Raw genomic sequence first — 25545 nt, 5'->3', positions numbered from 1 at the left:
GCGCCTCGACAAGCGACCTGTGGGTCTGGGAACGAACGAGGACAGGCCTTGGATCACCGCGGAATGATCATTGCGACAGGTTCCGGGGCCGTCCGCACGCAGGTCCGGCCGACGGCGCGCCGTCTCGTGCCCACGCCTCACACCGGAAACGTCAGCGATTTCGCGAGCCTGACCAGGTCGACCTGGCGCCGGCAGCCGGTCTTTTCGAAGACGTGAATGAGATGGCTCTTCACGGTGCTGACGGAAACGCCGAGCAAGGCCGAGATCGCGTCTCGTGTGTGTCCCTCGCAGATAAGCTCGAAGATGCGAATCTCGGCCGGCGTGAGATCATAGAGCTGGTTGAGCGCATCGTGAGGCAATCGCGGCGGCCCGGAGGCGGACGTCACGAACACGGCGGCAGCGGCGCTCTGGATCAGGCCGGATCGGGTGTGGCTGCGTCGCAGCGGCAGAACGTGGATGACGAGAGGGTCACCGCCTTGGCGAGGGATCGGGATGCCGATGCCTTTTTGCCCGAGCGTCGCCTCGTCCTTTGCTGCCTGCGCGACGGCGGATTGCAATGCGGCCGTGGTCGCCGCGGATTGAACCGCGATCCGGCCATGCCTTGTCACGATCGGATCGCCGGCCGCGAGCATCGCCGCGGCTGCGGCGTTGGTGTGAACGATGTTCGAATCCTCGTCGGCCAGGACGACGCCCACCGTCAGGGCCTCCACCGTCGCGGCGAATGTGTTGGCTTCCACCGTCTTCATGTCGAACAGATTGCTGATCGTCACGGCGCGGCGGATGTGAGGCGCCAGAAGGCGCAATCCGTCGACCTGCGCATCGTCAATGCGGCCTGCCGACTCATGCTGGCTGAATATCGCGTTTCCGACCATCGTCCTGTCGCGTACGAGGCCGACGGCAACGGCGTCGAACAAGCCCTTGGGCAGGGCCCATTCGCGATAATAGCGATTGCTGGAAATGACGTCCGGCCGGACCGCCTGGGATTGAACGATCGGCTCGCCGAGCGGGTATTGCTGAATGCGCTCGGCGCCGCCCCAGAGCTCGATGATATCGGGGCCGTAGCCGACCCCGTTCTGGGCCATCTGGGCCAGGTCGGACCCGGAGACTGCATTGACGACGGCTTTCATGTTCGAGAGGCTGGCGACCGAGAGCGCGCCGGTGGCAAAGCCGAAGTCGGCGCAAATCTGGTCCAGAACTTCGGTCCAGCGTTCCGGCGCGATCACACAATCATAGATACTGCCGATGAGGTCAGAGAACTTCTCGACCGAAGCCTGCTGCATTCCAAACCACTCACTTCAAAATCACTGACGACAAAGCGTGCCGTCACCCCGAGTTCCCCTACACCGGAAAGGCCAGCGACCTTGCCAGCCTGACCAGGTCGACCTGGCGCCGGCAACCTGTCTTTTCGAAGACATGAAAGAGGTGGCTTTTCACGGTGCTGACGGACACCCCGAGTTGCGACGAGATCGCCTCGCGTGTCTGTCCATCGCAGATGAGCTCGAAGATGCGAATTTCGGCCGGCGTCAGATCGTAGAGCTGGACGAGAGCATCGTGAGGCAGCTGCGGCGGACCGGAGGCCGATGCCACGAACAGAGCGGCGGCGGCGCGCTGGACCAGGCCCGCCCGCATGTCGCCGCGTCGCAGCGGCAGAACGTGAATGACGAGAGGGTCTCCGCTCGAGCGGGGGATCGGGATGCCGATGCCTTTTTGGCCGAGTGCCGCCTCGTCCTTTGCTGCTTGCGCGATGGCCGATTGCAACGTGCTGGTGGTGGTCGCCGATTGAACGGCGATCCGGCCATGTCGAGCCAGAAGTGGATCGCTTGCCGCGAGCATGGCTGTGGCTGCGGAATTGGTGTGAACGATCTTCGAATCGTCGTCCGCCAGAACGACTCCGACCGTCAGGGCCTCCACTGTCGCGGCGAATGTCGCGGCTTCCAAGGTCTTCATGTCGAACAGATTGCTGATGATCACGGCACGGCGGATGTGAGGTGCGAGAACGCGCAATCCGCTGACCTGCGCATCGTCAATGGCTCCGTCCGACTGATGCTGACTGAATGTCGCATTGCCGATCATTGTTTTTTCGCGAACGAGGGCGACGCCGACGGCGTCGAACAAGCCCTTGGGGAGAGCCCATTCCAGGTGATAGCGATTTCCGAGGACTGTTTCCTCCGGGACCGCCTGGGATCGAATGATCGGTTCTCCAAGTGGATATTGCCGGATGCGCTCAACGCCGCCCCAGAGTTCGACGATATCGGGCGCATACTCGATGCTGGTCCGGGCCATCGTCTGGACAGGGTCGGTCCCGGACGCGGCATTGACTCCGATCCTCATGTTCGTGAGGCTATAGGCCGAGAGCACGGCGGTCGCGAAGCCGAGCTCCGTGCGAATCTCATTTAGAACGCCCGTCCAGCGTTCCGGCGCGATCACGCAGTCGTAGATCGCGCCGATGAGGTCTGAGAACTTCTCGACCGAAGCCTGCTGCATTCCAAACCACTCACTTGAAAATCACGGACGTCACGTGGACGCTAGTTTAGGAGTGGCTTCATCGCCTATGGTGTATTTCACAATCCTGAGGCCCTGATCCTATCACCGTGATTCCGTGGCGCAAACGGGAACACCGAACACAAATGCTTATGGCCTGATTAAAACGGCGGCAGCCGCGACGTTGATTGCAAACCGGCAGGGCGTATCAAGTATGCAGGGGTTCGACGATGCAATGATATTGGGCGCGAGATGTCCTCGTCTCGGGGCCGCGGAGGCCTGTCCGCCGGGCGTAGACGAATCATAATAGATCGTGACGGTCGCCGTCCGTCTCTCCTCCGATTGGACGACGGCTCGACCGACAGCGCATCGATCATCGCCGGGTGATCGACGACACATATCATTCCAGCTGATCGATCTAGCTTGGTGTCAGGTGGCTCGCAGTGATCCACCAAGCAAAAGGCAAAACTCATGCGCAACTACATCCTTGCGGCTCTCGCAGCGATCGCATTGGCGAACGTGGTGACACCTTCGAACGCGACGACCATCGTCCGCGATCATCGCGACCCGCCCGTCGTACGCGACCATCGCAATCAACCCATCGTCCGGGATCACCGCAATCAACCTGAGGTCCGCGACCACCGCCACTAAGCGTCCTGGCGACGGAGCCGAACTGAGGAGGTTCGGCTCCGCTTCGCGTCATGGATCGTCTGCGCGTGGCGCCTACGTCCATTCGCGATTGTGAGGCTTGAGAACGAGCCACGCCCGCGCTCTCATGCTATTGCTGCCTCGCAACGACGCGAGGACACCCATGCTCCCCCTTCCCGCCGACATCTTCACCGAGCCCGAGGACGTCTCGCCCGACGGCCTTGCCAATCTCGGCCCGCTCCGCCGTCTCGCAGGCAGCTGGCAGGCTGACAAGGGCATCGACATCAATCCGAAGGCGGAGGGGCCGGAGCGGCGGACCTTCATCGAGCGCATCCGGATGGACCCGATCGATCCGCAGGCCAACGGGCCGCAGCTGCTCTACGGGCTGCGCTATCACATCCACATCAACACGCCCGAGGAAGACATCACCTTCCACGACCAGGTTGGCTACTGGTTGTGGGAGCCAGCGACCGGGCTGATCATGCAGACGCTGGCGATCCCGCGCGGGCAGGTGCTGCTGGCGTCGGGCAAGGCCGGGCCGGACGACAAGGAGATCTCCGTCACCGCCAAGCGTGGCGACACCGCTTACGGGATCTGCTCGACTGATTTTCTGGAACAAGCGTTCCGCACCGATGCTTACCGCTGCGACATCACCTTCAACGACGACGGCAGTTGGACCTATCTGATCCAGACCGAGTTGTTCGTGAGCGGCGCGCCGTTCAACCATCGCGACACCAACACGCTCAAACTCGTCGCGCCGCCGAAGCTCAATCCCCTCGCGGTGATCGTGAACGGTCGGAGTGAGAAGGGCAATGAGCCGGCAGCCTGAGCGCGGCCCGGAGATGCGCATGAAGCCTTACGTCATCTGTCTGATGCATTCGAGTCTGGACGGCCGCACCCATCCCAGCCGCTGGCGACCGAAGGGGGGAGCGACGGACTGGTTCGAGAAAATCCACGACGAGCTCGGCGGCGATGCCTGGGTGATCGGCCGCGTCACCGGCGCGGAGTTCGCCAAGGGCAAGCCCTATCCCACGACGGTGGACGCGAAATTTCCGCGCGAAAACTGGTTCGCGCGACGTGACGCGAAAACCTATGGCGTCGTGCTCGATGCGCAGGGCAAGATCGGCTGGGGCCGCTCCGATATCGGCGGCGATCCGATCGTCGTCGTGCTGACCGAGGGCGTCTCCGATTCGCATCTCGCCGGGCTTCGCGGCGAGGGCATGTCCTATATCTTTGCCGGCAAGTCCGAGATCGACCTCGCGCTGACGCTGGACATTCTCAATCGCGAGCTCGGGGTGAAGCGCTTGCTGGTCGAGGGCGGCGGCGTCGCCAACGGCGCGTTCCTGCGCGCCGGCCTGATCGACGAGTTCAACCTGATCCTCAGTCCCGCGATCGACGGCGCCAGGGGCGCGCCCTTCGTGTTCGACTCTACGGACGCTGACGGCGACCGGCGTGCGCCGCTGACTGCGATGACGCTGGAGGGCACGCGGGATCTCGGCGGCGGTGTCCTGTTGCTGCGCTATCTGATCCAGAACGATCCGCAGGCCGTGGGCAAGTAACAGCACCGAGATGGCGGCAACATCAGACCATATCGTCATCGTCGGTGCCGGCGCGGCCGGCCTGATGGCGGCGCGCGAGCTGGCGCGCGCGGGCAGGACAGTGACGATCCTGGAGGCGCGCGAGCGCTGCGGCGGCCGCATCCACCCGCTGCCTGCTTCGGAGTTCGGGTATCCCGCCGATGGCGGCGCCGAATTCGTCCACGGCGAGGCGCCGGTCACGCGCGCGTTGCTGCGTGAGGCCGGGCTGTCCCTTCAGGAGATCGAAGGCGAGCGGTGGGGCTTTGACGGCGCAGACATCGTGCGCGAGGATCGCCACGATCCGCATGAGGCTGAGCTGCACGCCGTGGTTCGGGAATTGAACGACGACCTCACCGTCGCCGATTTCCTGCGCCGGCATTTCGCCGGGGATGGACACGCGCGGCTGCGCCATTCGATCGAGCGAATGGTCGAGGGCTACGATGCGGCCGACCCGGAGCGCGCCTCCACGCTGGCGCTGCGCGAGGAATGGATGGCTGGCGGGCACTCTCCGCAGGCGCGGGTCAAGGGCGGCTATGGTGCGATGATCGACTTCCTGGCGGCCGGGTGCCGCAAGCTTGGCGTGATTTTTCGCTTCGGCTGCGTGGTGTCGGCGATCGAGGAGGAAGGCGGCGCGATCGCCGTTCGCTGTGTCGGCGGCAACGTGCATGGCTGCGATCGCGTGATCCTCACCGTTCCGTTGCCGTTGCTGCGCGAGATTGCGCTGCCGAGCAGCGCGCGCGCGAAGGCGGCGGCCGCCGACGACATCGGCTTCGGTAACGTGATAAAAATCCTGCTGCGCTTCAGGCGGCCATGGTGGCGCGCGCGCAAGGAAGAGCTCGCGGAGATGAGCTTCCTTTTGTCCGACCAGCCCATCCCGGTGTGGTGGACGCAATATCCGAACCCTCATCCGGTGCTGACCGGATGGTTCGGTGGCCCGCGCACGGCAGCGCTGTCGCAGCTCGATCCGCAAGCGCTGATCGATGCCGGGCTCGATTCGCTTGCTACGGTCTTCGGCCTGTCGCGCGAGGACCTCGCGCGCGAGCTCATCGCGGCCGCTGCGACCAACTGGGCGCACGATCCCTACGCCCGCGGCGCCTATTCCTGGGCGACGCCGCGAACGCGCGAGGCACAAGCGACCCTCGGGCGCGCCGACGGTCCGGTGCTGTTCTCCGGCGAGGCGCTCTATCGCGGAGCCGACATGGGCACAGTCGAAGCGGCGCTGGCGAGCGGTCAACAGACGGCGGGGATGATCTTGCGGGGATAGGCTGACGCGCAAAGAAAGGCCCGCATTTCGCGGGCCTTTCGTCTTACCAGCGACCGTCTTACCAGCGGCTGCCGCCGAAGCCGAACGTCACGCTGGGACCGCCGCCGCCGTAATATCCGTACGGTCCGCCGCCGTAATATCCGTGGTGCCGCGGGTAGTAGCCGTAGCTCCGGTAGTGCGGACGATGAAATCCGTGATGGTGGTGAGGACGCCAGTGATGGCGATGGCCGTGATGGTGGTGCCTGTGCTGCGCGCTGATATCGGTTGACTGGGCGGCTGGCGCGTTCTGTTTCGCGCTTGAATGATTGGCCGCGTTCGCCGCCGATCCGCCTGCAAGCGCCGCAGCACCGACGGCTATCGCGACAAAGAGATACTTCATGTCATCACTCCAGTTGAATGTCGTGTGACAACACATGGTCATCCGGCGCGTTCCGGCCAGTGCGGGCGTCGAAACGACGCAGTTTCATCCGCGTCCGATTCGCGGCGGTGTGCGTCTCGTGAGATTTATTGTCGCATCACGCGCGTCGATCGCCGCGCTGCCATCACTCTGCCGCGAATGACGCAATCACGTCATCGGTGGTGACGATGCGCGCGAATTCGCCGTTGAGGTTCGATAGCGTCATCGCATGGATATCTTCGGCAGAATGCCTGTCTCCATCCGGCCCGACCCGTTCGAATGTCCAGGTCGCGTCGCGCACCAACTGCGCGTCGAAGCCGAGATTACCGGCCATCCGCGTCGTTGTCTCGACGCAATGATTGGTGGTGGCGCCGCAGATGACGAGCGTGCCGATGTTGTCCGCGCGCAGGCGCTTTTCCAGATCGGTGCCGATGAAGGCGCTGTTGACGCGCTTGACGATCACGACCTCGCCCGGCCGCTCGCGCGCCTCGTCCTTGACGGCATAGCCCGAGCTCGTCGGCAGAAACGAGGAGGACGGCTTGGTGCCCTCATGACGGATGTGGAAGATCGGCGCGCCGCTCGTTCTGAACGCCGTCAGGAGATCGGCGATGCGCGCCACTGCATCCGGGTTGTTGCGCCGCTTGCCCGCCGCCTCCCATTCGTCGAACGCACGCTGGACGTCGACGACGATGAGGGCGGGAAGGGCGAGGGACATGAGGGGCGGCTTTCAGACTTACTTGCAGACTTGCTTGCTGCGCCGACTATGCGAGGCGATAGTGACAACGCGCAATGTCAATCTTCCCTCGTTTCGCGACGCCTCGTGCCCCGGCTCTGCGATGCGGATCGGGAAAGCGAAGCGGTCGCGCGTCATGGGTCGCTCCGATTGACGGTCGCAATGTCAAGACATGATTCGAAGACGTCGCCAAAGGACGCCATGCCGGGGCTGATCAGTCGATCGCTCAACTCAACGTGATCCTCATGCGCGTTGCGCTTGATCCAGCGCAACTCCGGCCAATGTCTCCCCATGCAATGTCGCCGCGAAAATTCGAATTGCAGATCGAGGCAAGACATGAAGGCGTATTTCATCGGTGGCGGCATTGGATCGCTCGCGGGCGCGGCGTTTCTCGTTCGTGACGCGCAGCTGCCGGGCCGGGATATCGTGATCTACGAGGCGCAGCCGCTGGTCGGTGGCAGCCTCGACGGCGCGCTGCTCGCGAACGGTGCCTATTCGCTGCGGGGCGGACGAATGCTCACGACCGATCACTACGAATGCACCTGGGACCTGCTGTCGAGCATTCCCTCGCTCGAACGTCCCGGCCTCAGCGTGCGCGAGGAAACCGTCGCGTTCAACACCGAGAACCCCGCGCATTCGCAGGCGCGGCTGGTCGATCGCAACCGCTTCAAGCTCGACGTCTCGCATATGGGATTTTCCGGGCGTGACCGGCTCGAGCTGCTGCGGCTCACGGAGGCCTCGGAGGAGACGCTCGGCAACAGCCGCATCACCGACTGGCTGTCGCCCAAATTTTTCGAGTCCAATTTCTGGTACATGTGGCAGACCACTTTCGCCTTCCAACCCTGGCACAGCGCGGTCGAGCTGAAGCGCTATCTGCATCGCTTCATGAACGAGTTCCCGCGCATCGAGACTCTCGCCGGCGTCAAGCGCACCGTCTACAACCAGTATGACGCGATCGTGCGGCCGCTTGCCGGCTGGCTTAAAGGGCAGGGCGTGCAATTCGTGCGCGGCACCGCCGTCACCGACATGGCGATCGAGAGCGAGGACGGACGCTTGCGGGTGCGCCAGCTCGTACTCGACCGCGACGGCCGCATCGCCAATGTCCAGCTCGAGGACGGCGACCTCGTGTTCCTTCAAAACGGCTCGATGACGGACGCCTCGAGTCTGGGCTCGATGACCGAGCCGGCTCCGCGCCTGACCAAGTCGGACAGCCGGGGTTGGGCCCTGTGGGAGAAAATCGCGAGCGAACGTCCCGAATTCGGCAAGCCGTCCGCGTTCAACGCGTCGATCCCGGAATCCTATTGGCTGTCATTCACCGTCACCTGCCGCGATCCGCGCTTCTTCGACAAGATGGAGGCGTTCTCCGGCAACAAGGCCGGCACCGGCGGCCTCGTCACGTTCAGGGATTCCAACTGGCTGATGTCGGTGGTGTTGTATCACCAGCCGCATTTCGCCGGACAGCCGAAGAACGTGCAGGTGTTCTGGGGCTATGCGCTGCATCCCGACCGTGTCGGCAATTTCGTGGCCAAGCCGATGTCCGATTGCGGCGGCGCCGACATCCTGAAGGAGCTTTGCGGTCACCTGAATTTCGACCCTGGCGTGTTCGAGGATGCGATCTGCGTTCCCTGTCGCATGCCCTACATCACCAGCATGTTCATGCCGCGCACGGCGACCGACCGGCCGCTGCCGGTGCCGAGGAATTCCGTCAATCTCGCCTTCGTCAGTCAGTTCGTCGAAATCCCCGATGACGTCGTGTTCACCGTCGAATATTCGGTGCGCGCGGCGCAGATGGCGGTCTATCAGTTGATGAAGATCGATCGCCCCGTGCCGCCGGTGACGCGGCACGACAAATCGCTTGCGGTGATCTTCGCGACGCTGGAAAAGGCGTTCACGTGACGGGCGGAGCGACTTGAACGGCAGAGGGCCTCGACTTACGGCCGTGCCACAGCCAGCGGCAGGCTGATATGAAAGACGGCGCCTCCCGTCGGCGCGTTCTCGGCCCAGATGCGCCCGCCATGTGCCTCGATGATCGTGCGCGTGATCGAGAGGCCGATGCCCATCCCCTGCGTCTTGGTTGTGAAAAACGGCTTGAAGATTTTGGTTACCTTTTCTGTGCAGATGCCGTCGCCGGCATCTGCGATCGAGATCATGGCCTGATTGTTTGCAAGGCTGGTTCGACCGACGACGCGTCGCCGATCCTCCGGCAGATCGGCCACCGCTTCGATGGCATTCATGACCAGGTTCAGAATAGCCTGTTGGAGCTGCACTTTGTCGGCAGTTACGCGAATATCCGAGAACGATCGATCCGTCGCGAGCGCAACGTCGTAGGTCAGGGCCTGAATGGAAAGGAACCTAAACACATCGCTGACCGCCGCGTTGAGGTCGAGTTCGATCCGCTCCGTGCGGGCCCTCTTCAAAAATGAGCGCACCTGAACGACGATCTCGTTGGCACGCTTATCGTCTCGGCGAATGTCACCCAGTATCTCCCTGATCACGCCGAGGTCAGGTGCCGGTGTCTGCAACACCTGCTCGGCGGTCTCAGCATTGATCAGAATGGCGGCGAGCGGCTGGCTCAGCTCATGCGCGATTGTGGCAGACATCTCGCCCGCGGTCGCAAGGCGATTCATGTGGGCTAGCTCCGACATGCGTTGGCGTGCCTCGACCTCCGCCAGGAATCGCAGCCTGCGCTCGCGCAGGAGGATGGCGATCATCATCGCCTGCACCAGCACCACGCCGGCACTGATCATGACACGCCAGTAGTACTGCTCCCAGAAGCTCGGTTCTCGGAAACGCACCTCGCTTCCGGGAGGCAGATGGGCTTCGTCCACATTCCAGAGCTTGAGCTGTCGCCAGTCGAAGATCGGCTTCACGTTATCCCCGGCAACAGGCGGGATGTTCGACGGCGATTCGCCGCCGAGAATCCGCATTGCCAACTGGCCGGCTTCCTGTCCGATGGTTTCGGGCAGCAGCAGGAAGCCGCCAACCCCGGTTCGCCCGAGAAATGTGTCGGAGGTGATGATGATCGGGCGGTTCGCGCGCTCGGCGACGCGCGCAAGCGCCGCGGCCGGCAAATAGTGGGTGCCTTCGCCGTCGGAATACATCGCCGAGGTCAGAATTGCAGAACGAGGGGGCAAGGAGCCGACCCGTTCGCGCACCTCCCGCAGCACCATGCCGGACAGATCGATGATTTCGAGACCCGGCATCGTGGTCGCGAATTCCTGTTTCCAGTGGCCATATGTCAGCGGATTTTTCCATGCATCGCCAACGAGGACGACGCCAGTCAAGTCGGGAACGACCGCGCGTGCCGCAGTCAGTATCTGCGCCGGAGACACCTTGGCAAAGATGGCGGTCGTGCCGGGCAGGAACAGCGCGCGCGTCTCGGGCAGATCGGGCACGAAGCCGTAAACCACGGGGGCGGCGGGCCAGATGTCGTGCTTGCGCGCCTGCAGGAATTTCGCCGACGCGACGCCGATCGAGACGATGACGTCGATCGGCCGATGCGCGTATTTGGTCTTGAGATGACCGACCAGGCTCTCCTCGTAGTCCGGTCCCGGGAAACGGGCGAGATCGAGGCTTTCGCCGTAGATCACGGTGTGGATCTGTCCATTTTCCTTCGCAGCGGTGCGGATACCGGCAAAAATCTCCGAATAGAACGGCGAACGAAAGTCGGCGTCTTCCAGCACCAGGATCGAGCGCTGCCCCGGACCGTCGGCTGCAGGGCATTCATGTGCCAGGGTTGCGAACAGGCAGACGATCAGGAGCCGCTTGATCGCGATGACCATCCGCATTGCTGGACTCTGTGCCTGCCTGTGTTTGCAACGGGCGCCTCCTCAATGAGGACGCATCCGAGCATACCTGCCGGTTCCGAAGTTTCAACGAAAGGATTTGATCCGGCTGTGCTGCGCAGGCGGCGGTTCACCTCGCCCGCATACAGAGCGAAGAAGGACCGCTATTTGAACGGATCCTGGATCGACGGCGCCGACTGCCTGATACGACGAACGCTCACCGGCGTGCCGTCGGAGACGAACAGCAGTTCGTAGCGACGGCCCTCGCTGTCGGTGGCAGAGCAGGTGACGTCAGTCACCTTCTTGGCGGCGAAATTGCCGGTCTGACGGCAGAGGCCAGTGGAGGTCTGCTCGGCGGGCACCGGTAGCCCGTCGACCTTGGGGCGGTCCTTGGAATTGAGCAGCATGCGGTCGATCGGCAGCTCATAGGAATTGTCGTCGGCGCGCTTGCCGTTCTCGCCGGAGAACGACACGACGTGATTCTCGTCGGCGGGATCGTCAACCGCGACCGCGAAATTGACCCGGCCCTTGTCACCATGGGCATAGGCGACCGTCTTGCAGGCAAAGGTGCGGCCCGCGACCTTCAGCGTCTTGCAATGGCCGGACATCAGCGCCAGCAGATCGACGAAAGCGTTACCGGCCGGAGCGTTGTTCACGGGAATCGACAAGGAAGACTCGCCAAAACAAGGGCTTGCCAGGGCCACGAGGGCGGCGGTGAGGACTGGTCGGCAGAGGCGCATCGGGAGGCTCACATGCCAGGGAACCACGGAAAAGTTCCGCCCGATAACCAGCGAACCGCAAATTGGTTGCGATCCCGTTTGTTCTGCCGGATTCGTCTGAAATACCACCGCGCCACCCCAACGGCGATTCGCCCATATCGCCCAACCCATTCCCGGCCGGCACTTGCCGTCAGGCCGGTGTTTTTTTCGTGGCGGGGCTACCCCATAGCCGCCTGCCAGCGCGTATCGCGCAAGGATGGGCGACGGTGCAGGCGGGCATCGAGCAGGGCGCGGGCGCGGGACAGCTCGCCGCTGCGCATCAGGGCGACGATAAAAGTGTCTTCGATCAACTCGCGCTGGGCGTGGCTGCCGCCGAGGCGCACGACCTCGCTGAGAACCGGCGCGAGCATTTGCACGCACGCCACGTATTGCTCGTCCGCGAAGGCGGCCAGCGCTCGGCAGACCGCCGGCACCACGGGACCGGCCGGCAGCTTGCCATCGGCGAGCCGCTGCTCGATCGCGGTCAGCCGCGCGGCAAGCGCTTCGCGATTTTCCGTCGCAGCTGCGAACAGGGCCATGTGGACGTCGGCGAAGGGCAGGCTTGATTTCGGAAACAGCTCTTGCGCCGTGGCATCGGCTTCGACCCAGAGCGCGCTCGGCACGGCGTGGCCGTAAGCCGACAAGCGCCAGAGCAGTGACGCACCGTCGGTGATGGCATTGAGTGGTGGCGCCTGTGTGGCCTTTGGCTGCAGCACATCGGCATAGATCGCAAGCGCCCGCGCGGCATCGCCATGCTCCAGCGCGCCGAGCGCCTGATGCCAGCGGATGTGGCCGTGCAAGATCCCGGCGCGGTCGTAACAGGGGATCCAGTCGTCGACGAACCGGTCGGCCGCTTCGATCGAACCGTCCTCGAACATCGCATGCAGCACGGCGTGCGCGGCATGGGCATTCTGCCGGCGCAGCTCGAAGCCGCGCTCAGTGACGCCGCGGCCGCGACTGAAATTGCCGTTCTCGGTCATCGCCCAGCCGTACATGGTGAGGAACCACCAATCCTCGCCATAATGATGCGCGACGCGCTCGCACAGCTCCTGCCGCGCGCGGTCGTGATCGGCCATGCCGGAGAACGCGAACAGACCGAAGGCGCCGAGCGGCAGCGACAGCACCAGTGCATCGCGCGGCCACGCCTCGACGTGCTTCATCGTCGCCGCGATCGCCTCGGGCAGCCTGCCCTCGATTGCGAGCGCCAGCGTCTCGACATGCGAGCGCTCGCGTTCCGTGCCGCGCTTCGCCACGAGCTCGCGCGCGAGTGCCGCCTTCTGCCGTGCCAGATCGCCTTGCTGATAGAAGCCGTGCAGACGGGCGCGGGCGATATAGGCCAGCGCAAAATCCGGATCGGCCGCAATCGCGCGCTCCAGCGTTTCCGCCGTGCCGGTCCAGCCCGCGAGCATGAGGTCGACGCCCTCGCGATAAGCGGATGCCGCCTCGGGCGAAGAGGTGGAGAGCGGCAGGCCGTAGCGATCTTCGAGGGCCATTCTTGTCTCCGGCTCAGGCCGTCCGCGCCCGACGTCCTTCGATCGGATAGGCCGGGTCGTTGTAGCCCGGCGTCGAGGGATGACCCGGCACGACCAGTCTGTCGATCAGCGCCTCGTCCTCCGCCGTGAAGCGATAGTCGAGCGCGCCGGTGTAGCCGTCCCATTGCTCCTCGGTGCGCGGACCGGCAACGATGGAGGAGACAAAGGCGGAGTTCAGCACCCAGGCGACTGCGAACTGGCCTGCGGTGATGCCCTTTTTCTCGGCGTGGGTCTTGATCTCCTGCGCCAGCTGGAGCGATTCCGGCCGCCATTCGGTCTGCATCATGCGCGTGTCGTTCCGGCCTGCGCGCGTCTCCTTGTCCGGTGCCGTGTCGGGCTTGTATTTGCCGGTCAGCACGCCGCGCGCCAGCGGGCTGTAAGGCACGATGCCGAGGCCGTAATAGGAACAGGCCGGGAAGTGCTCGACTTCGGGCATGCGATTCATGGCGTTGTAATAGGGCTGGCTCACCGCGGGCCGGTCGATGCCGAGCCGGTCGCAGATGTTGCAGATTTCGGCGACGCGCCAGGCGCGGTAGTTCGAGACGCCGAAATAGCGCACCTTGCCGGCGCGGATCAGGTCGCCCATCGCGCGCACCGTCTCCCCCAGCGGCGTCGAATGGTCTTCCTTGTGCAGATAATAGATGTCGATGTGATCGGTGCCGAGCCGCTTCAGGCTCTCATCCGCCGCCTGCAACACCCAGCGCCGCGACAGGCCGACACGGTTGGGATCCTCGCCCATGGGGTTCGCAAGTTTGGTGGCGAGCACCCAGGCGTGACGGTTGTTGCCGATGGCGCGTCCCACGACCTCTTCGGACGCGCCCTTGGAATAGGCGTCCGCGGTGTCGATGAAATTGATCCCGGCCTCGTGCGCCTTCGCGATGATCCGCTTCGATGTGGCTTCATCGGTCGGCCCGCCGAACATCATGGTGCCCAGACAGATCGGCGACACTTTGAGGCCGCTGCGGCCGAGTTGGCGATATTGCATGGGCTGTCCTTGCTGCTTCTTCGGCGACAGCATAGCCGTCTCATCCCGTCATTGCGAGCGCAGCGAAGCAATCCAGAGATGCGTCTCCGGAAAGATTCTAGATTGCTTCGCTGCGCTCGCAAAGACGAGCTCGGCGGAGCTGCTTACTACGCTCTCAGCTGTCATCGCCCGGCTTGACCGGGCGATCCAGTACGCCGAGAGATTGGTGATTGAGCGGAGAAGCCGCAGCGTACTGGATTCCCCGCCTTCGCGGGGAATGACGGCGGTGAGCGCGATCGGCAGTGTCGGCCTGATTGCGCGAACCTACCCCGGCCCCTTCAAAATCTTGAACACACCATTGGCCATCACCACGCAGCGGTCGTCCACACTGACCTCGGTGCTCATGAAGATCAGGCTGCGCGTCGCGCGCACCACGCGCGGGCGGGAGATCAGGATGTCGCCGATCTGGCCGGCTTCGACGAAATGGGTGTCGAGCTGCACCGTCGCCATGAACTCCTTGCCGGAGGCGTAGCGGGCGGTCATGCCGCAGGTACGGTCCGCGAACGTCATCATCACGCCGCCCTGGACCATGCCGCGGCGATTGTGGTGCTTGTCCTCGGTCGCGAGTGCGAATTCGTATTGGCCGTCGACCTTGCGCTCCCATAGGGGGCCAATCAGATGCATGAAGCCCGTGGTCTCCAGAATGGTCCAGCCTTCTGCCTTCAGCCTTGCGGCTGTCTTGTTGGTCATGTCGTCCATTCCTGAGCGGGTCGTGCGATCTCATTTCATCGGGGCCGGACGTGGTGTAGTCAAGCGTCATGAGACCGTTCGACGATGCCACACGGCGGAATATCGCAGAGGCCTGCGCGTCCTTCGCGCGGCTGCCCGACGCGGCCGAGCCGTCGCCGTTGAAGCGCGCCGCGGTCGTGCTCGCGCTGACCGAATCCAATGACGGCGACGACACCGCCTTCCTGATCACCAAGCGTGCATCGAGCTTGCGCGCGCATCGCGGCCAATGGGCGCTGCCGGGCGGACGCTGCGATGCTGGCGAGACGCCCGTTGAAGCGGCGCTGCGCGAACTCGAGGAGGAGCTCGCGCTCCGGCTTTCGGCCGACGCGGTGCTCGGCTTGCTCGACGACTATCCGACGCGGTCCGGCTATTTGATCACACCGGTCGTGGTCTGGGCCGCGGACAGTGCCGCGATCAGGCCGAACCCGGATGAGGTCGCCTCCGTCCATCGCATCGGGCTCGCGACGATCGAGCACGACGACGCCTTCGACTTCACCGATATCCCCGAAAGCACGCGCCGTGTGATCCGCTTCCACCACCAGATGAGCCTGATCCATGCGCCGACGGCGGCGCTGATCTACCAGTTCCGCGAGGTGCTGGCGGGCCGCCAGACCCGCGTCACCGAGCTGGAACAGCCGGTATTCGCCTGGAAATAGCGATGGTAAACGCCACGTTAACGTGACGGTTACCGGATGCCTGCTAAGAGGGCAGCATGCATCATTCGATTCGAAAATCACTGGCGTTGGTTCCACTCGCGCTCCTTCTGCTCGCGCCTGCTGCGCGTGGCGGTGGGGCCGACGCGCTGCCGCTGGCTGTCCGCGATGCCAAGGCCCAGCTGCTGTCGCAGTTCTTTGCGCAAGGTGGGGCCTCGCCCTCCGTGCTGGAATATCGCCGCAAGCTGCAGGAGTATCAGGCGGCGCGTGCGGCCTTCGACGAGGAAGCCGGCGCCTATTGGAGCCAGATCTCCGAGAAGCGGAAAGGTCGCAACGCCAAGCGGCGCAGCGGGCAGCAGATCACGCTCGACGATTATGTGCTGGAGCATCCGCCGCTTTATAACGGGCCGAAACGGCCAGTGAATCCGGAGCCGGAGGAAACCCCGGACCGCCCGACCAAAAAGCCGATCCCCGTGGTCGCCGATCTGCTGCGCGCGGCGCAGGAACTCTACCAGTTCACGCCGCAGCGGCCGTCCAACGAAGTCGAATTCAAGCGCGTCTATGCACGCTACGCGCTGGCCTCGGGGCTGACGCGCGATCAGGCGGTGCGGGTCTATGCGTTCGAGACCGGCGGCACCGGAAGTTACGACGTGCAGGCGGGAATCGAGCATGGCGGCAAGCGCGCCATCTCGACCGCGATGGGCTACAACCAGCTGCTGACGACCAACAGCGTCGAGCTGCTGGCCGAGCAAGGCCATGAATTCATCCGCGCGCTCTCTGACAAGGTCGCGCGGACCTCGGGTCCGGCGCACCAGTCGCTCGAGCACAAGCTCACCGTTCTGAAGAAAATGGTGGCGCACGCCAAATCGGTGCCCGACACTTGGTCGGAGCATGAGAAGATCGGCAACACCGCGCAGGGCTGGGCCATGCATGCCATGGTGCTCGACATCGATATCGGGCCGATGCTGCAGACCCACAAGCTGCTCACCTCGGTGCTATTCGCGCGCACCAAGGGCTACAGCCGCCCGCTCAGCGCGGCCGAGCTCGAGATGATGAACCTCACCGGCGACGGCACCGGCCTCGACATGGTGACGATGCCGCAGGCGATGCGCGAGCAGGTGCCGACCTCGAACTTCTTCCAGCGCGGCGGCTACGAGCGCAACCCGGTCGCGATCCGCCACAACACGGTGGCGAAGCTGCTGGCGGTGACGGATACGAGGATGGACAGCAACAGCAACAACGCCGGCGCGCGGGAGCTGGCGGGGGCGTTTTAGGCGGCGTCGTCCCGGCGAAGGCCGGGACCCATAGCCACAGGGCGTAGTTTGGGAGGACGGTCGTTCGGTACTGCGGCCGTACGCAATCGAGGGATCACGCGGTATGGGTCCCGGCCTTCGCCGGGACGACGCAGCGTGTGGCGTCGCCGCGACCTCGCCCTACTGATCCGACCCGAACTTGAACTTGCCGTCGCCTTCAAGGTACGGGCCGCTGCGCATGTAGAGCTGGCCGTTGTGGCCGATGAAGAACAGCGTGCCCTTCGGCACCTTCTTGGCGCCCTTTAGAAGTTCACCGGCATTGTTGGTGCCCATCTTGTAGGAAAAGGTCTTGCCGTCCTTGTCATAGGCGTAGCCGGTGTCGGGCTTGAGCTCCCACGGTGTTGCAGCGGTCTGTGCCAATGCCGGTGCAGCGAACGCGCCGAGCACGGCCGTAACCAAAAATGTCTTTGTTGAAAATGCCATCACCCTATCCTCCCCATCGAGGCGCCTGGCTTGAACAAATCACGAACGACGCTTTCAGGTCAATTTGCGAAAGCGCCGCAGCGCATCACGTCTTGCCCAGCAGTTTGTGATTTTCCCTTCGCCCCTTCGCGACTATGTTCCGCTTTCCGTCTAGAACGCAATTCGACAAAAATATGGGTGGGGATGATTCGGATGAGCCATGTCATTAAAGTTTGTGGGACTGCTGCACTGCTGCTGACGGCGCTGGCGCCGGCCGCCCGGGCCGATGACTACCAGCTCAGCCACAACCAGCGGATTTCGTGCAGCCGCGGCCTGGCCCCAGGCAAGCTGAACACCGCGACCTGCAAGTCCTACACCTATCTCTTCAACACCAAGACCTCGGAATATTTCCGCTGTCAGGTCTCGCTGGCGCTGACCCGAGACAACAAGGAAGTCATCAACGTCCAGACCGACGGCGCCTGCACCAAGAAGCCGCGCATCTTCGAGACCGACGGCCACTACGATTTCGACGCCACCGAGACCGAGCCGCCGAACACCAATTCGTTCTTCGGCCCCGGCGGCTACTCGGTCTGGGCCGCCGACGTCAGCGCGCAGAAGGTGCGCGGCTGCATCATCATCTCCTCCGGCCTCGGCTCCGACATCTCCAAATGCCTGGACATGACCTTCCAGTGAGGGTTTGCCAGTGAGGGCTTGCCAGTGACCGTGCGCTCCCTCCCCGCGTGCGGGGGAGGGCTGGGGAGAGGGTGTATCCTCAATGGGACAATCCCCCAGAGGAGAAAGCCCTCACCCGGCGCTTCGCGCCGACCTCTCCCGCACGCGGGAGAGGTTGCACCGAGCCTGCCGCGTGAGTGATTGATCCTCACGTCAGCATGCCTGGCTGCGCCACCTCGCCGCACCTGCCGAGTTCCCCGAAAATCGAGCCAGGACAGCCATTTACCGCAGTCCTGTTTTGACTTTTGGATGGGTTGACCCGCCCCCCTCATCCGGCCAACTTCCCGGCCGGTTTGGGGAGTGGAAAAATCATGAAACGGACGATTTTCGGCGTGGCCGCGGCTCTTGCTCTGGCGGCGTCGGCACCTTGTGCGCAGGCGCAATCCTTCATCAACGTGCTGACCGGCGGCACCTCCGGCGTCTACTATCCGCTCGGGGTCGCGATCGGGAAGATCTACGGCGACAAGATTCCGAACGTGAAGACGCAGGTGCAGGCCACCAAGGCGTCGGTCGAGAACCTGATCCTGCTCCAGCAGGGCCGCGGCGAGATCGCGTTCACGCTGGGTGACTCGCTGAAAGCCGCCTGGGACGGCGAGGAGGAGGCGGGCTTCAAGACCAAGCTCGACAAGCTGCGCACGATCGGCGCGATCTATCCGAATTACATCCAGATCGTCGCGACCGCCGAGAGCGGCATCAAGACGCTGGCGGACCTCAAGGGCAAGAGCCTGTCGGTCGGTGCGCCGAAATCGGGCACGGAGCTGAATTCGCGCGCGATCCTGGCGGCGGCCGGCATGAGCTACAAGGATCTCGGCAAGGTCGAGTATCTGCCGTTTGCCGAATCCGTCGATCTGATGAAGAACCGCCAGCTCGGCGCGACGCTGCAATCGGCCGGCCTCGGCGTGGCCTCGCTGAAGGATCTGTCGACTTCGAGCCCGATCACGGTGGTGTCGGTGCCGAAGGAGACCGTCGACAAGATCGGCCTGCCCTTCATCGCGGCGACCATTCCCGCCAACACATACACCGGCCAGGACAAGGACGTGCCGACCGCGGCCGTGGTCAATTACCTCGTCACCAGCTCGGCGGTGTCGGACGATCTCGCCTACCAGATGACAAAACTGGTCTACGAGTCGCTGCCCGAGCTCGCCAACGCGCATGCGGCCGGCAAAGAGATCAAGCTCGAGACGGCCGCCAGCGGCAGCCCGGTTCCGCTGCACCCCGGCGCGATCCGCTATTACAAGGAAAAAGGGCTGATCAAGTAATCAGCTTTCGTTATCGGACGTCATGGCCGGGCTTGTCCCGGCCATCCACGTTCTAAGAGCAGGCGAGAAAGTCCGTCATGCCCGGGACAAGCCCGGGCATGACGGTCTGGAGGCGCTGTGCAATATAAGCGCTGGACGGTTGGGGACATATCGATGTTGCAGGCAGAGGGCAGCGAAGCGCCCATCAAGGTCGAGTTCGACAATTTCGAGCACGGTTTTCCGGAAGGTTTTGGCCCGCGCTGGTGGGGTACGCTCGCCTACTGGATCGGCATCGCCTTCGCGACCTTCCAGCTTTATGTCGCGGCCTTCAACTATCTGCCAAGCCAGGTGGTGCGCGGCGTCCATGTCGGCTTTCTCATCCTCCTCACCTTCGGCCTGATCGGCAACTTCACCGCCAAAAGCGATTTCGGCCGCGCGATCGGCTGGCTGGTCGGCGGCGCGGGCTTTCTGTGCGGGCTCTATCAATGGATCTTCTATGCGGATCTCATCGCACGTGACGGCGATCCGACCCGCCTCGATCTCGCGGTCGGCACGCTGCTCGCCGTCCTGATCTTCGAGGGCACGCGGCGGCTGATGGGCGCGGCGCTTCCGCTGATGTGCGGCGCATGTCTCGTCTATTGGTTCTTCGGCCAATATCTGCCGTCACCGCTCAACCATCGCGGCTATGATTTCGATCAGATCGTCACGCATCTGTCGTTCGGCACCGAAGGCTTTTACGGCGTGCCGATCTACGTCTCGGCGACCTACATCTTCCTGTTCATCCTGTTCGGCTCGTTCCTGGAGCGCGCCGGCATGATCCAGCTCTTCACCGACGTTTCTCTTGGGTTGTTCGGCAGGACCCGCGGCGGCCCGGCCAAGGTCGCAGTGTTCGCCTCGGGCATGATGGGCACGATTTCCGGCTCCGGCGTCGCCAACGTCGTCACCGTCGGCCAGTTCACGATTCCGCTGATGATCAGGTTCGGCTATCGCCGCGCGTTCGCGGCCGGCGTCGAGGCGACGGCCTCGATGGGCGGGCAGATCATGCCTCCGGTGATGGGCGCGGTCGCCTTCATCATGGCGGAGACGCTCGGCGTCCAATATTCGGAGATCGTGAAAGCGGCGGCGATTCCCGCGATGCTCTATTTCGCCTCCGCTTTCTGGATGGTGCACCTGGAAGCCGGCAAGCACGGCCTCACCGGCATGAAGCGCTCCGAGATTCCAAGCGCCTGGAAGGCCCTGGTGACGCGCTGGTATCTCGTGCTTCCGCTCGCGGCGCTGGTCTACATGCTGTTCGAAGGTTTTACGCCGCTCTATGCCGGCAGCATGGGCCTCGCGCTAACGGTGGCGCTGATCCTTGGCACCGCCATCACGACGGGCGCGCCTTCGATGGCGATCCGCTATATCTTCTGGATCGGGCTCGCGCTCGTCGTTGCCGCGCTGTCGCGCGACGGCCTTCAGATCGTGCCGGTCGCCTGCGTCGTCGTCGCGTTGATCGTGATCACTGCCTTCGTGCGCGGCGGATTTCCCGCCCTGCGCGCCTGCCGCGATGCGCTGGCCGAAAGCGCGAAATCCGCCATCACCGTCGGCATGGCCTGCGCTATCGTCGGCGTCATCATCGGTATGATGTCGCAGACCGGCGTCGGCACCATCTTCGGCGGCTGGGTGATCGGGCTGGGCGAGAAGAGCCTGTTCCTGGCGCTGATCATGACCATGCTGCTGTCGATCCTGCTCGGCACCGGCATCCCGACCATCCCGACCTACATCATCACGGCGGCGCTCGCGGCGCCTGCGCTGGCCAAACTCGGCGTGCCGCTGATCGCGAGCCACATGTTCGCGTTCTACTACGGCATCATGGCCGACCTCTCGCCGCCGGTCGCGCTGGCGGCGTTAGCCGCGGCACCGATCGCGAAGGAGAATCCGGACAAGATCGGCTGGGAGGCGATGCGCATCGCGCTCGCCGGCTACGTCATCCCCTTCATCTTCGTCTATTCGCCGGCCCTGATGCTGCAGGCCGGCGATCCCATGGCGGCAAAACTCGGCTTCTACGGCGCGGTGGCGCTGGCGACCCTGAAGGCGCTGGTCGCGATCGCGCTGTTCGGCATGGTCGCGATCGGCTTCCTGTTCACGCGCCTGACGTTCCTCGAACGTTTGGTCGCGCTCGGTGCTGCGCTCTGCCTGCTCGGGGACTTCCCGTTCAGCGACACCGCGGGCTTCCTGCTCGCCGCGGCGATCGTGCTGTGGCAGTGGCGGCAGCGTCCGCCGTCGCCGGTCGAGGCGGTGTGAGCCTCTGCTTCGCCACAGCTTCAGGCGTGAAGGCGCTGGCGCTGTCCGCCTTCACGCTGGTGTGGACGCATTCGATCGCGAAGGTCGACTGGCAGGAAGACTGGCGCGTCACCCCCGCCGGGCTCGAACTGGTGCAGGCACGCATCAAGGGCACAGGCCCCGGCATGGAGCCGCCGCCCGAGGCCCGCCTCGTCGACGGCTGGTTTCAATGGAGGCCTGCGCGCGCGCCGATGCCGGAGGTCGTGCTGGGCAGTTCGGGCGCGGCTGGCGAATGGCGGCTATGCCATGACGGCAAGTGCCGGACGTTGTCCGAGATTGTCGGTCATCCCATTGGTGCTAACGTCACAAAAATGAGCGTCTGCAAAGATCCGTAGCCTGGATGGAGCGCAGCGTAATCCGGGAATGGCGGCCCCGGATTACGCTGCGCTCCATCCGGGCTACAAGAAAAACAAGGGAGACACGTGATGGATCGGCTCAAGGGCAAGGTTGCGATGGTGGTGGGCGCCGGCTCGATCGGACCGGGCTGGGGCAACGGCAAGGCCACAGCGGTGACGTTTGCGCGTGAGGGCGCGCAGGTGTTTTGCGTCGATCGCAACGGCGCGGCCGCCGAGGAGACCGTGAAGATCATCACGGACGAAGGCGGCACGGCGACCGCCTTCACCGCCGACGTCTCGCGGGCCGCCGAGATCGAGGCAATGGTCGGGGCGTGTCTCAAGGCCTATGGCCGCATCGACGTGCTGGACAACAATGTCGGCATCGCCGAGATGGGCAGCGTCGTCGACGTGACCGAGGAGAGCTGGGACCGCGTCTTCACCGTAAACCTCAAGAGTGCCTATCTCGCCATGAAGCACGTCATCCCCGCGATGGTGAAGCAGGGCGGCGGCTCGATCATCAACATCTCCTCGATCGCCTCGATCCGCCACGTCGGAATTTCGTATGTCAGCTACAACGTCAGCAAAGCGGCGATGAACCAGTTGACGCGTTCCACCGCGATCGAGTTCGCGAAGAACCATGTGCGCGTGAATGCAATTCTGCCCGGCCTGATGAAGACGCCGATGGTGGAACATTCCGCAGGTCTTGCGAACAGCTATGCCAAGGGCGACGTCGAAGCGATGTGGCGGGCGCGCGATGCGCAAGTGCCGATGGGCCACATGGGCGACGCCTTCGACGTTGCCAACGCTGCGCTGTTCCTGGCCTCGGACGAAGCGAAATATGTGACGGGGATCGAGCTCGTGGTGGACGGCGGGATCACGTGCAAGGCGGGGGCGTAGGCGCCGCTATAAATTCCACCGTCGTCCTGGAAAAGCGAGCGTAGCGAGCGCTGATCCAGGACCCATAACCACTGGGAGACGCTTGGCGAAGGCTGGTGGCTCCAGCTTGCTTCAACAATCGGCATTCGGGGTAATGGGTCCTTGCTTTCGCCAGAACGACATCACTGCGCCAGCGCCAGAATCCCGCCGGCAAACGAATGCCACGTGGCGGTCTCGCTGACCGGCCAGTTCAAGACCTTCACCGTCAGCATGGCCAGCGTCCCGTAGATGTAGACCGGATGCACGCGGCCCTCGGTGCGCCAGTCGCGTACCATGGCGACGACGAGCAGGAGCGCGGCGACCATCGCGGGCGCGATGGTGACCGGCACCGGCGGCGGCCCGGGCGGTCCCGGAGGCGCGAGAAAGGTGAGAAACCAGCGCGCGATCGCGGCATCGAGGATGGAGACCGCGGCGAGCAGCATCAGGCGTTTGTGAATCTCGGGCTTTCGCGTGTTCATGATCGCGAGCACGAACACCACTGCGAAGAACGCGATCCCGCTCATCGGCACGATCGAGAAGGCGATGCCGGCCTCTTTCTGTCCAAGCGCGGCGGAATGCTGCATCACATGTACGGAGGCCAGGAAGCCGAAGATCGTCATCGCGGTCGCGAGCGAAACGCCGGCGATGCCGAGCGCGCGGTGATTGACCACGCGGCCTGAGGCGGCGAGCCAGGTCTGGATCACGAAATAGAGAGACCAAGTGAAGAACAAGAGACCGTGGAAATGAATGACGGGGCTTGCGGACAACGTCCGTTGCGCCAGCGGCACAAAATAGGTCGGTGCGAAGCCGAGAAAAGCGGTGACAGCGCAGGCCAGGGACATGTGGAGATAGAAATATCGTGCGGGCGACGCATCTCGCGCGCGCACACGACGGTCGTCGATCAGGGTCGTCATGAGGGATGAGTCTGCGACGATGGCATTCGGTTCAATGCCTGCCGTTCACCCTCCGGTGTCGTCCCGGCGAAGGCCGGGACCCATAACCACAAGATGTGGGAATTGGCACGCCGATGGCTCCAGCTTGTTCTCAACAACTGAAAGTCGGGGTTATGGGTCCCGGCCTTCGCCGGGACGACCTGAAGTCTGGAGGCAGCGAAACATCAACCCCCTGCGCTCAACTCTGCGCGATCGAGCTCTTCCTCGATCCGATGGAACGCATCGTCGCCGATCACTTCCCTGGCGCGGAGGTCGAAGATCGATTTGCGCGCGGCCGCGATACCCCGGCGGCGCAGCGGATCGGCGGGCAGTTCGCCGTTGGTGATGCCGCCATGGGGATCGTCGTCCGCCTGCATCAGGATGGCGCGATATTCGAGCCGCAGGATTTCCGCTTCCTCCGACGGATCGTCCTCGATCGCGTCGAGCGCCGCGCGATAGGCGACGGCCCGGGCGCGCGCGACTTCGATGCCGACGGGGTCGTCGTCCTTGAGGCCGAACGCCAGGATCAGCGGCCGCAGCGTCAGCCCCTGAACGACCAGCGTGCCGAGCACGACGGCAAACGCCGAGAAGACGATGAAGTCACGATGCGGAAAGTTTTCCGGCAAGGCAAAGGCGGTGGCGAGCGTGACGAGGCCGCGCATACCGCACCAGGAGATGATGAGGCCGCCCTTGGGCGAGGCGACCTGCTTCGGATCCTTGGGGTGATAGATCCCGTGCGCGATCAGCGCGCGCAGCGTCGTGCGGTAGAATGTGATCCAGGCCAGGCGCACCAGGACCACGGTGAGCAGGATCCAGGCCGCGGCCACGCAATATTCCCAGCGCACGTCTGCATCGAGCCGCGTCCAGATCGGCCGCATCTGCATGCCGATCAGCATGAAGGCGAGCACGTTGAGAACGAACACCATGGTCTCCCACACCGCATAGGAAGGCACCCGCAGCCGCGCCGGCATGCGTGCCCCCGCCGTGCGCGCGATGGTGATGGCGTAGACCACGATGGTGAGGATGCCGGAGAGGCCGAGATGCTCGGCGGCAATCCAGACCATGAAGGTGGTGGCGAACTGCACGATGATCGCGCTCGGCGCTTCCTTGACGCGTTCCATGAACAGCGGGATGATGCGGCCTGCGACCAGGCCCGCGACAACGCTGCCGACCAGCGCCAGCGCCATGGTCGGCGCGACTTGGCTCCATGCCAGATGCTCGGTGGCAACCGCGCCGACGGCGATGCGATAGATCAGGAGCGCGGTCGCGTCGTTGAGCAGGCTCTCGCCTTCCAGGACCTTCACCATGCGGTGAGGCAGCTTGACCTGGCTCAGGATCGCAACCGCGGCGGCCGCATCCGGCGGGGCCACGATGGCGCCGAGCGCAACCGCGGCGGCCCAGGGCATATCAGGCATCAGCCGGTGCGCGACGTAGGCCACGCCGGCCGTGGTCAGGCCGACGGCGGCGACGACCAGGGTGGCGACTGGAACCCAATTGTTGCGGAGATCGCGCAGCGACGTGTCGAAGGCGGCATCGAGCAGGACCGGTGCGACAAAAAGAGCTAATGCCAGGTCGGGCTCCAGCGCCCAGGATGGGCTCGACGGCACAAAGGCGATCAGCGCGCCCCCGATCGCGAGAAAGGTCGGATAGGGGACCTTGATCCGCCGCGCCAGCGCCGATAATGCAACGGCGCCGAGCAGAAGCACAATGATCCATTCGAATGTCGACACGTTGATCCCCGAAACCGATTTGAGCGGCGCCACAGGCTAGCACCA

At 64.1% G+C, this 25545-nt stretch carries 24 protein-coding genes; 12 read left to right on the top strand and 12 right to left on the bottom strand.

What is annotated here, in order from left to right; translation table 11 throughout:
* Positions 1-137: 137 nt before the first annotated feature.
* Both C7G41_RS02700 and C7G41_RS02695 read right to left on the bottom strand, forming a co-directional pair.
* The gene (locus C7G41_RS02700) at positions 138-1280 is read right to left on the bottom strand and encodes a helix-turn-helix transcriptional regulator (protein ID WP_106941104.1); all 1143 of its coding nucleotides are present in this window, start codon (positions 1278-1280) and stop codon (positions 138-140) included.
* Between the two features lie 58 nt (positions 1281-1338).
* Positions 1339-2484, bottom strand: coding sequence for a helix-turn-helix transcriptional regulator (locus C7G41_RS02695; protein WP_106941103.1), 1146 nt, complete (start codon positions 2482-2484; stop codon positions 1339-1341).
* 468 nt (positions 2485-2952) lie between these two features.
* Here C7G41_RS02695 and C7G41_RS37640 point away from each other — a divergent pair, with 468 nt between their 5' ends.
* The 4 genes from C7G41_RS37640 to C7G41_RS02675 all read left to right on the top strand — a co-directional run bounded on the left by C7G41_RS37640 (position 2953) and on the right by C7G41_RS02675 (position 5970).
* Complete coding sequence (locus C7G41_RS37640) at positions 2953-3132, top strand: hypothetical protein (RefSeq protein ID WP_199198091.1); 180 nt, start codon at positions 2953-2955, stop codon at positions 3130-3132.
* 160 nt (positions 3133-3292) lie between these two features.
* Complete coding sequence (locus tag C7G41_RS02685; protein ID WP_106941102.1) at positions 3293-3958, top strand: FABP family protein; 666 nt, start codon at positions 3293-3295, stop codon at positions 3956-3958.
* A 19-nt stretch (positions 3959-3977) separates the two neighbouring features.
* On the top strand, positions 3978-4688 hold the full coding sequence (locus C7G41_RS02680) for a dihydrofolate reductase family protein (protein ID WP_106941475.1): 711 nt from the start codon (positions 3978-3980) through the stop codon (positions 4686-4688).
* 10 nt (positions 4689-4698) lie between these two features.
* The gene (locus tag C7G41_RS02675) at positions 4699-5970 is read left to right on the top strand and encodes an NAD(P)/FAD-dependent oxidoreductase (RefSeq protein ID WP_106941101.1); all 1272 of its coding nucleotides are present in this window, start codon (positions 4699-4701) and stop codon (positions 5968-5970) included.
* Between the two features lie 58 nt (positions 5971-6028).
* Here the strand turns inward: C7G41_RS02675 and C7G41_RS02670 are convergent, their stop codons facing one another.
* Both C7G41_RS02670 and C7G41_RS02665 read right to left on the bottom strand, forming a co-directional pair.
* Positions 6029-6349, bottom strand: a complete 321-nt coding sequence (locus C7G41_RS02670; RefSeq protein ID WP_199198090.1) for a hypothetical protein — start codon at positions 6347-6349, stop codon at positions 6029-6031.
* 163 nt (positions 6350-6512) lie between these two features.
* On the bottom strand, positions 6513-7082 hold the full coding sequence (locus C7G41_RS02665; protein WP_106941100.1) for a cysteine hydrolase family protein: 570 nt from the start codon (positions 7080-7082) through the stop codon (positions 6513-6515).
* 354 nt (positions 7083-7436) lie between these two features.
* Here C7G41_RS02665 and C7G41_RS02660 point away from each other — a divergent pair, with 354 nt between their 5' ends.
* Positions 7437-8996, top strand: coding sequence for an oleate hydratase (locus tag C7G41_RS02660; protein WP_245446436.1), 1560 nt, complete (start codon positions 7437-7439; stop codon positions 8994-8996).
* A gap of 35 nt (positions 8997-9031) precedes the next feature.
* Here the strand turns inward: C7G41_RS02660 and C7G41_RS02655 are convergent, their stop codons facing one another.
* The 5 genes from C7G41_RS02655 to C7G41_RS02635 all read right to left on the bottom strand — a co-directional run bounded on the left by C7G41_RS02655 (position 9032) and on the right by C7G41_RS02635 (position 14889).
* On the bottom strand, positions 9032-10888 hold the full coding sequence (locus tag C7G41_RS02655; RefSeq protein ID WP_106941098.1) for a sensor histidine kinase: 1857 nt from the start codon (positions 10886-10888) through the stop codon (positions 9032-9034).
* 161 nt (positions 10889-11049) lie between these two features.
* On the bottom strand, positions 11050-11625 hold the full coding sequence (locus tag C7G41_RS02650; protein WP_106941097.1) for a hypothetical protein: 576 nt from the start codon (positions 11623-11625) through the stop codon (positions 11050-11052).
* A 197-nt stretch (positions 11626-11822) separates the two neighbouring features.
* Positions 11823-13136, bottom strand: coding sequence for a tetratricopeptide repeat protein (locus C7G41_RS02645; RefSeq protein ID WP_106941096.1), 1314 nt, complete (start codon positions 13134-13136; stop codon positions 11823-11825).
* Positions 13137-13149: 13 nt separating this feature from the next.
* Positions 13150-14160 carry an aldo/keto reductase gene (locus C7G41_RS02640; RefSeq protein WP_106941473.1) on the bottom strand — a complete coding sequence of 337 codons (1011 nt, stop codon included), beginning with the start codon at positions 14158-14160 and terminating at the stop codon, positions 13150-13152.
* Between the two features lie 303 nt (positions 14161-14463).
* Complete coding sequence (locus tag C7G41_RS02635) at positions 14464-14889, bottom strand: PaaI family thioesterase (protein ID WP_199198089.1); 426 nt, start codon at positions 14887-14889, stop codon at positions 14464-14466.
* A 68-nt stretch (positions 14890-14957) separates the two neighbouring features.
* Between C7G41_RS02635 and C7G41_RS02630 the strand changes: the two genes are divergently transcribed.
* On the top strand, positions 14958-15584 hold the full coding sequence (locus C7G41_RS02630; protein ID WP_106941094.1) for a CoA pyrophosphatase: 627 nt from the start codon (positions 14958-14960) through the stop codon (positions 15582-15584).
* A gap of 56 nt (positions 15585-15640) precedes the next feature.
* Positions 15641-16855 (top strand): hypothetical protein, encoded by a 1215-nt coding sequence (locus C7G41_RS02625; protein WP_106941093.1) that lies wholly within the window; start codon positions 15641-15643, stop codon positions 16853-16855.
* Positions 16856-17014: 159 nt separating this feature from the next.
* On the opposite strand, the gene C7G41_RS02620 is transcribed toward C7G41_RS02625, so the two are convergent.
* The gene (locus C7G41_RS02620) at positions 17015-17317 is read right to left on the bottom strand and encodes a hypothetical protein (protein ID WP_106941092.1); all 303 of its coding nucleotides are present in this window, start codon (positions 17315-17317) and stop codon (positions 17015-17017) included.
* Positions 17318-17509: 192 nt separating this feature from the next.
* Here C7G41_RS02620 and C7G41_RS02615 point away from each other — a divergent pair, with 192 nt between their 5' ends.
* From C7G41_RS02615 to C7G41_RS02595, 5 genes are all read left to right on the top strand, one after another.
* Positions 17510-17989, top strand: coding sequence for a hypothetical protein (locus C7G41_RS02615; RefSeq protein WP_199198088.1), 480 nt, complete (start codon positions 17510-17512; stop codon positions 17987-17989).
* 350 nt (positions 17990-18339) lie between these two features.
* Positions 18340-19287 (top strand): TAXI family TRAP transporter solute-binding subunit, encoded by a 948-nt coding sequence (locus C7G41_RS02610; RefSeq protein ID WP_106941090.1) that lies wholly within the window; start codon positions 18340-18342, stop codon positions 19285-19287.
* 153 nt (positions 19288-19440) lie between these two features.
* Positions 19441-21549, top strand: a complete 2109-nt coding sequence (locus C7G41_RS02605; RefSeq protein WP_106941089.1) for a TRAP transporter permease — start codon at positions 19441-19443, stop codon at positions 21547-21549.
* A complete protein-coding gene (locus C7G41_RS02600) occupies positions 21546-21923 on the top strand; it encodes a DUF1850 domain-containing protein (protein ID WP_245446435.1) in 378 nt (125 codons plus the stop codon). Before C7G41_RS02605 ends, C7G41_RS02600 begins: the two co-directional genes overlap by 4 nt.
* A 90-nt stretch (positions 21924-22013) precedes the next feature.
* On the top strand, positions 22014-22820 hold the full coding sequence (locus C7G41_RS02595; RefSeq protein ID WP_106941087.1) for an SDR family NAD(P)-dependent oxidoreductase: 807 nt from the start codon (positions 22014-22016) through the stop codon (positions 22818-22820).
* A 161-nt stretch (positions 22821-22981) separates the two neighbouring features.
* On the opposite strand, the gene C7G41_RS02590 is transcribed toward C7G41_RS02595, so the two are convergent.
* Positions 22982-23752, bottom strand: coding sequence for a hypothetical protein (locus C7G41_RS02590; RefSeq protein ID WP_106941086.1), 771 nt, complete (start codon positions 23750-23752; stop codon positions 22982-22984).
* Positions 23753-23955: 203 nt separating this feature from the next.
* Entirely contained in the window at positions 23956-25533 is a 1578-nt protein-coding gene (locus C7G41_RS02585) for a sodium:proton antiporter (RefSeq protein WP_106941085.1), read from the bottom strand.
* Positions 25534-25545 lie beyond the last annotated feature (12 nt).

The organism is Bradyrhizobium sp. MOS002, from assembly GCF_003020115.1.
Taxonomy (GTDB): Bacteria; Pseudomonadota; Alphaproteobacteria; order Rhizobiales; family Xanthobacteraceae; genus Bradyrhizobium.
This window is presented reverse-complemented; position numbering and strand designations above follow the sequence as displayed.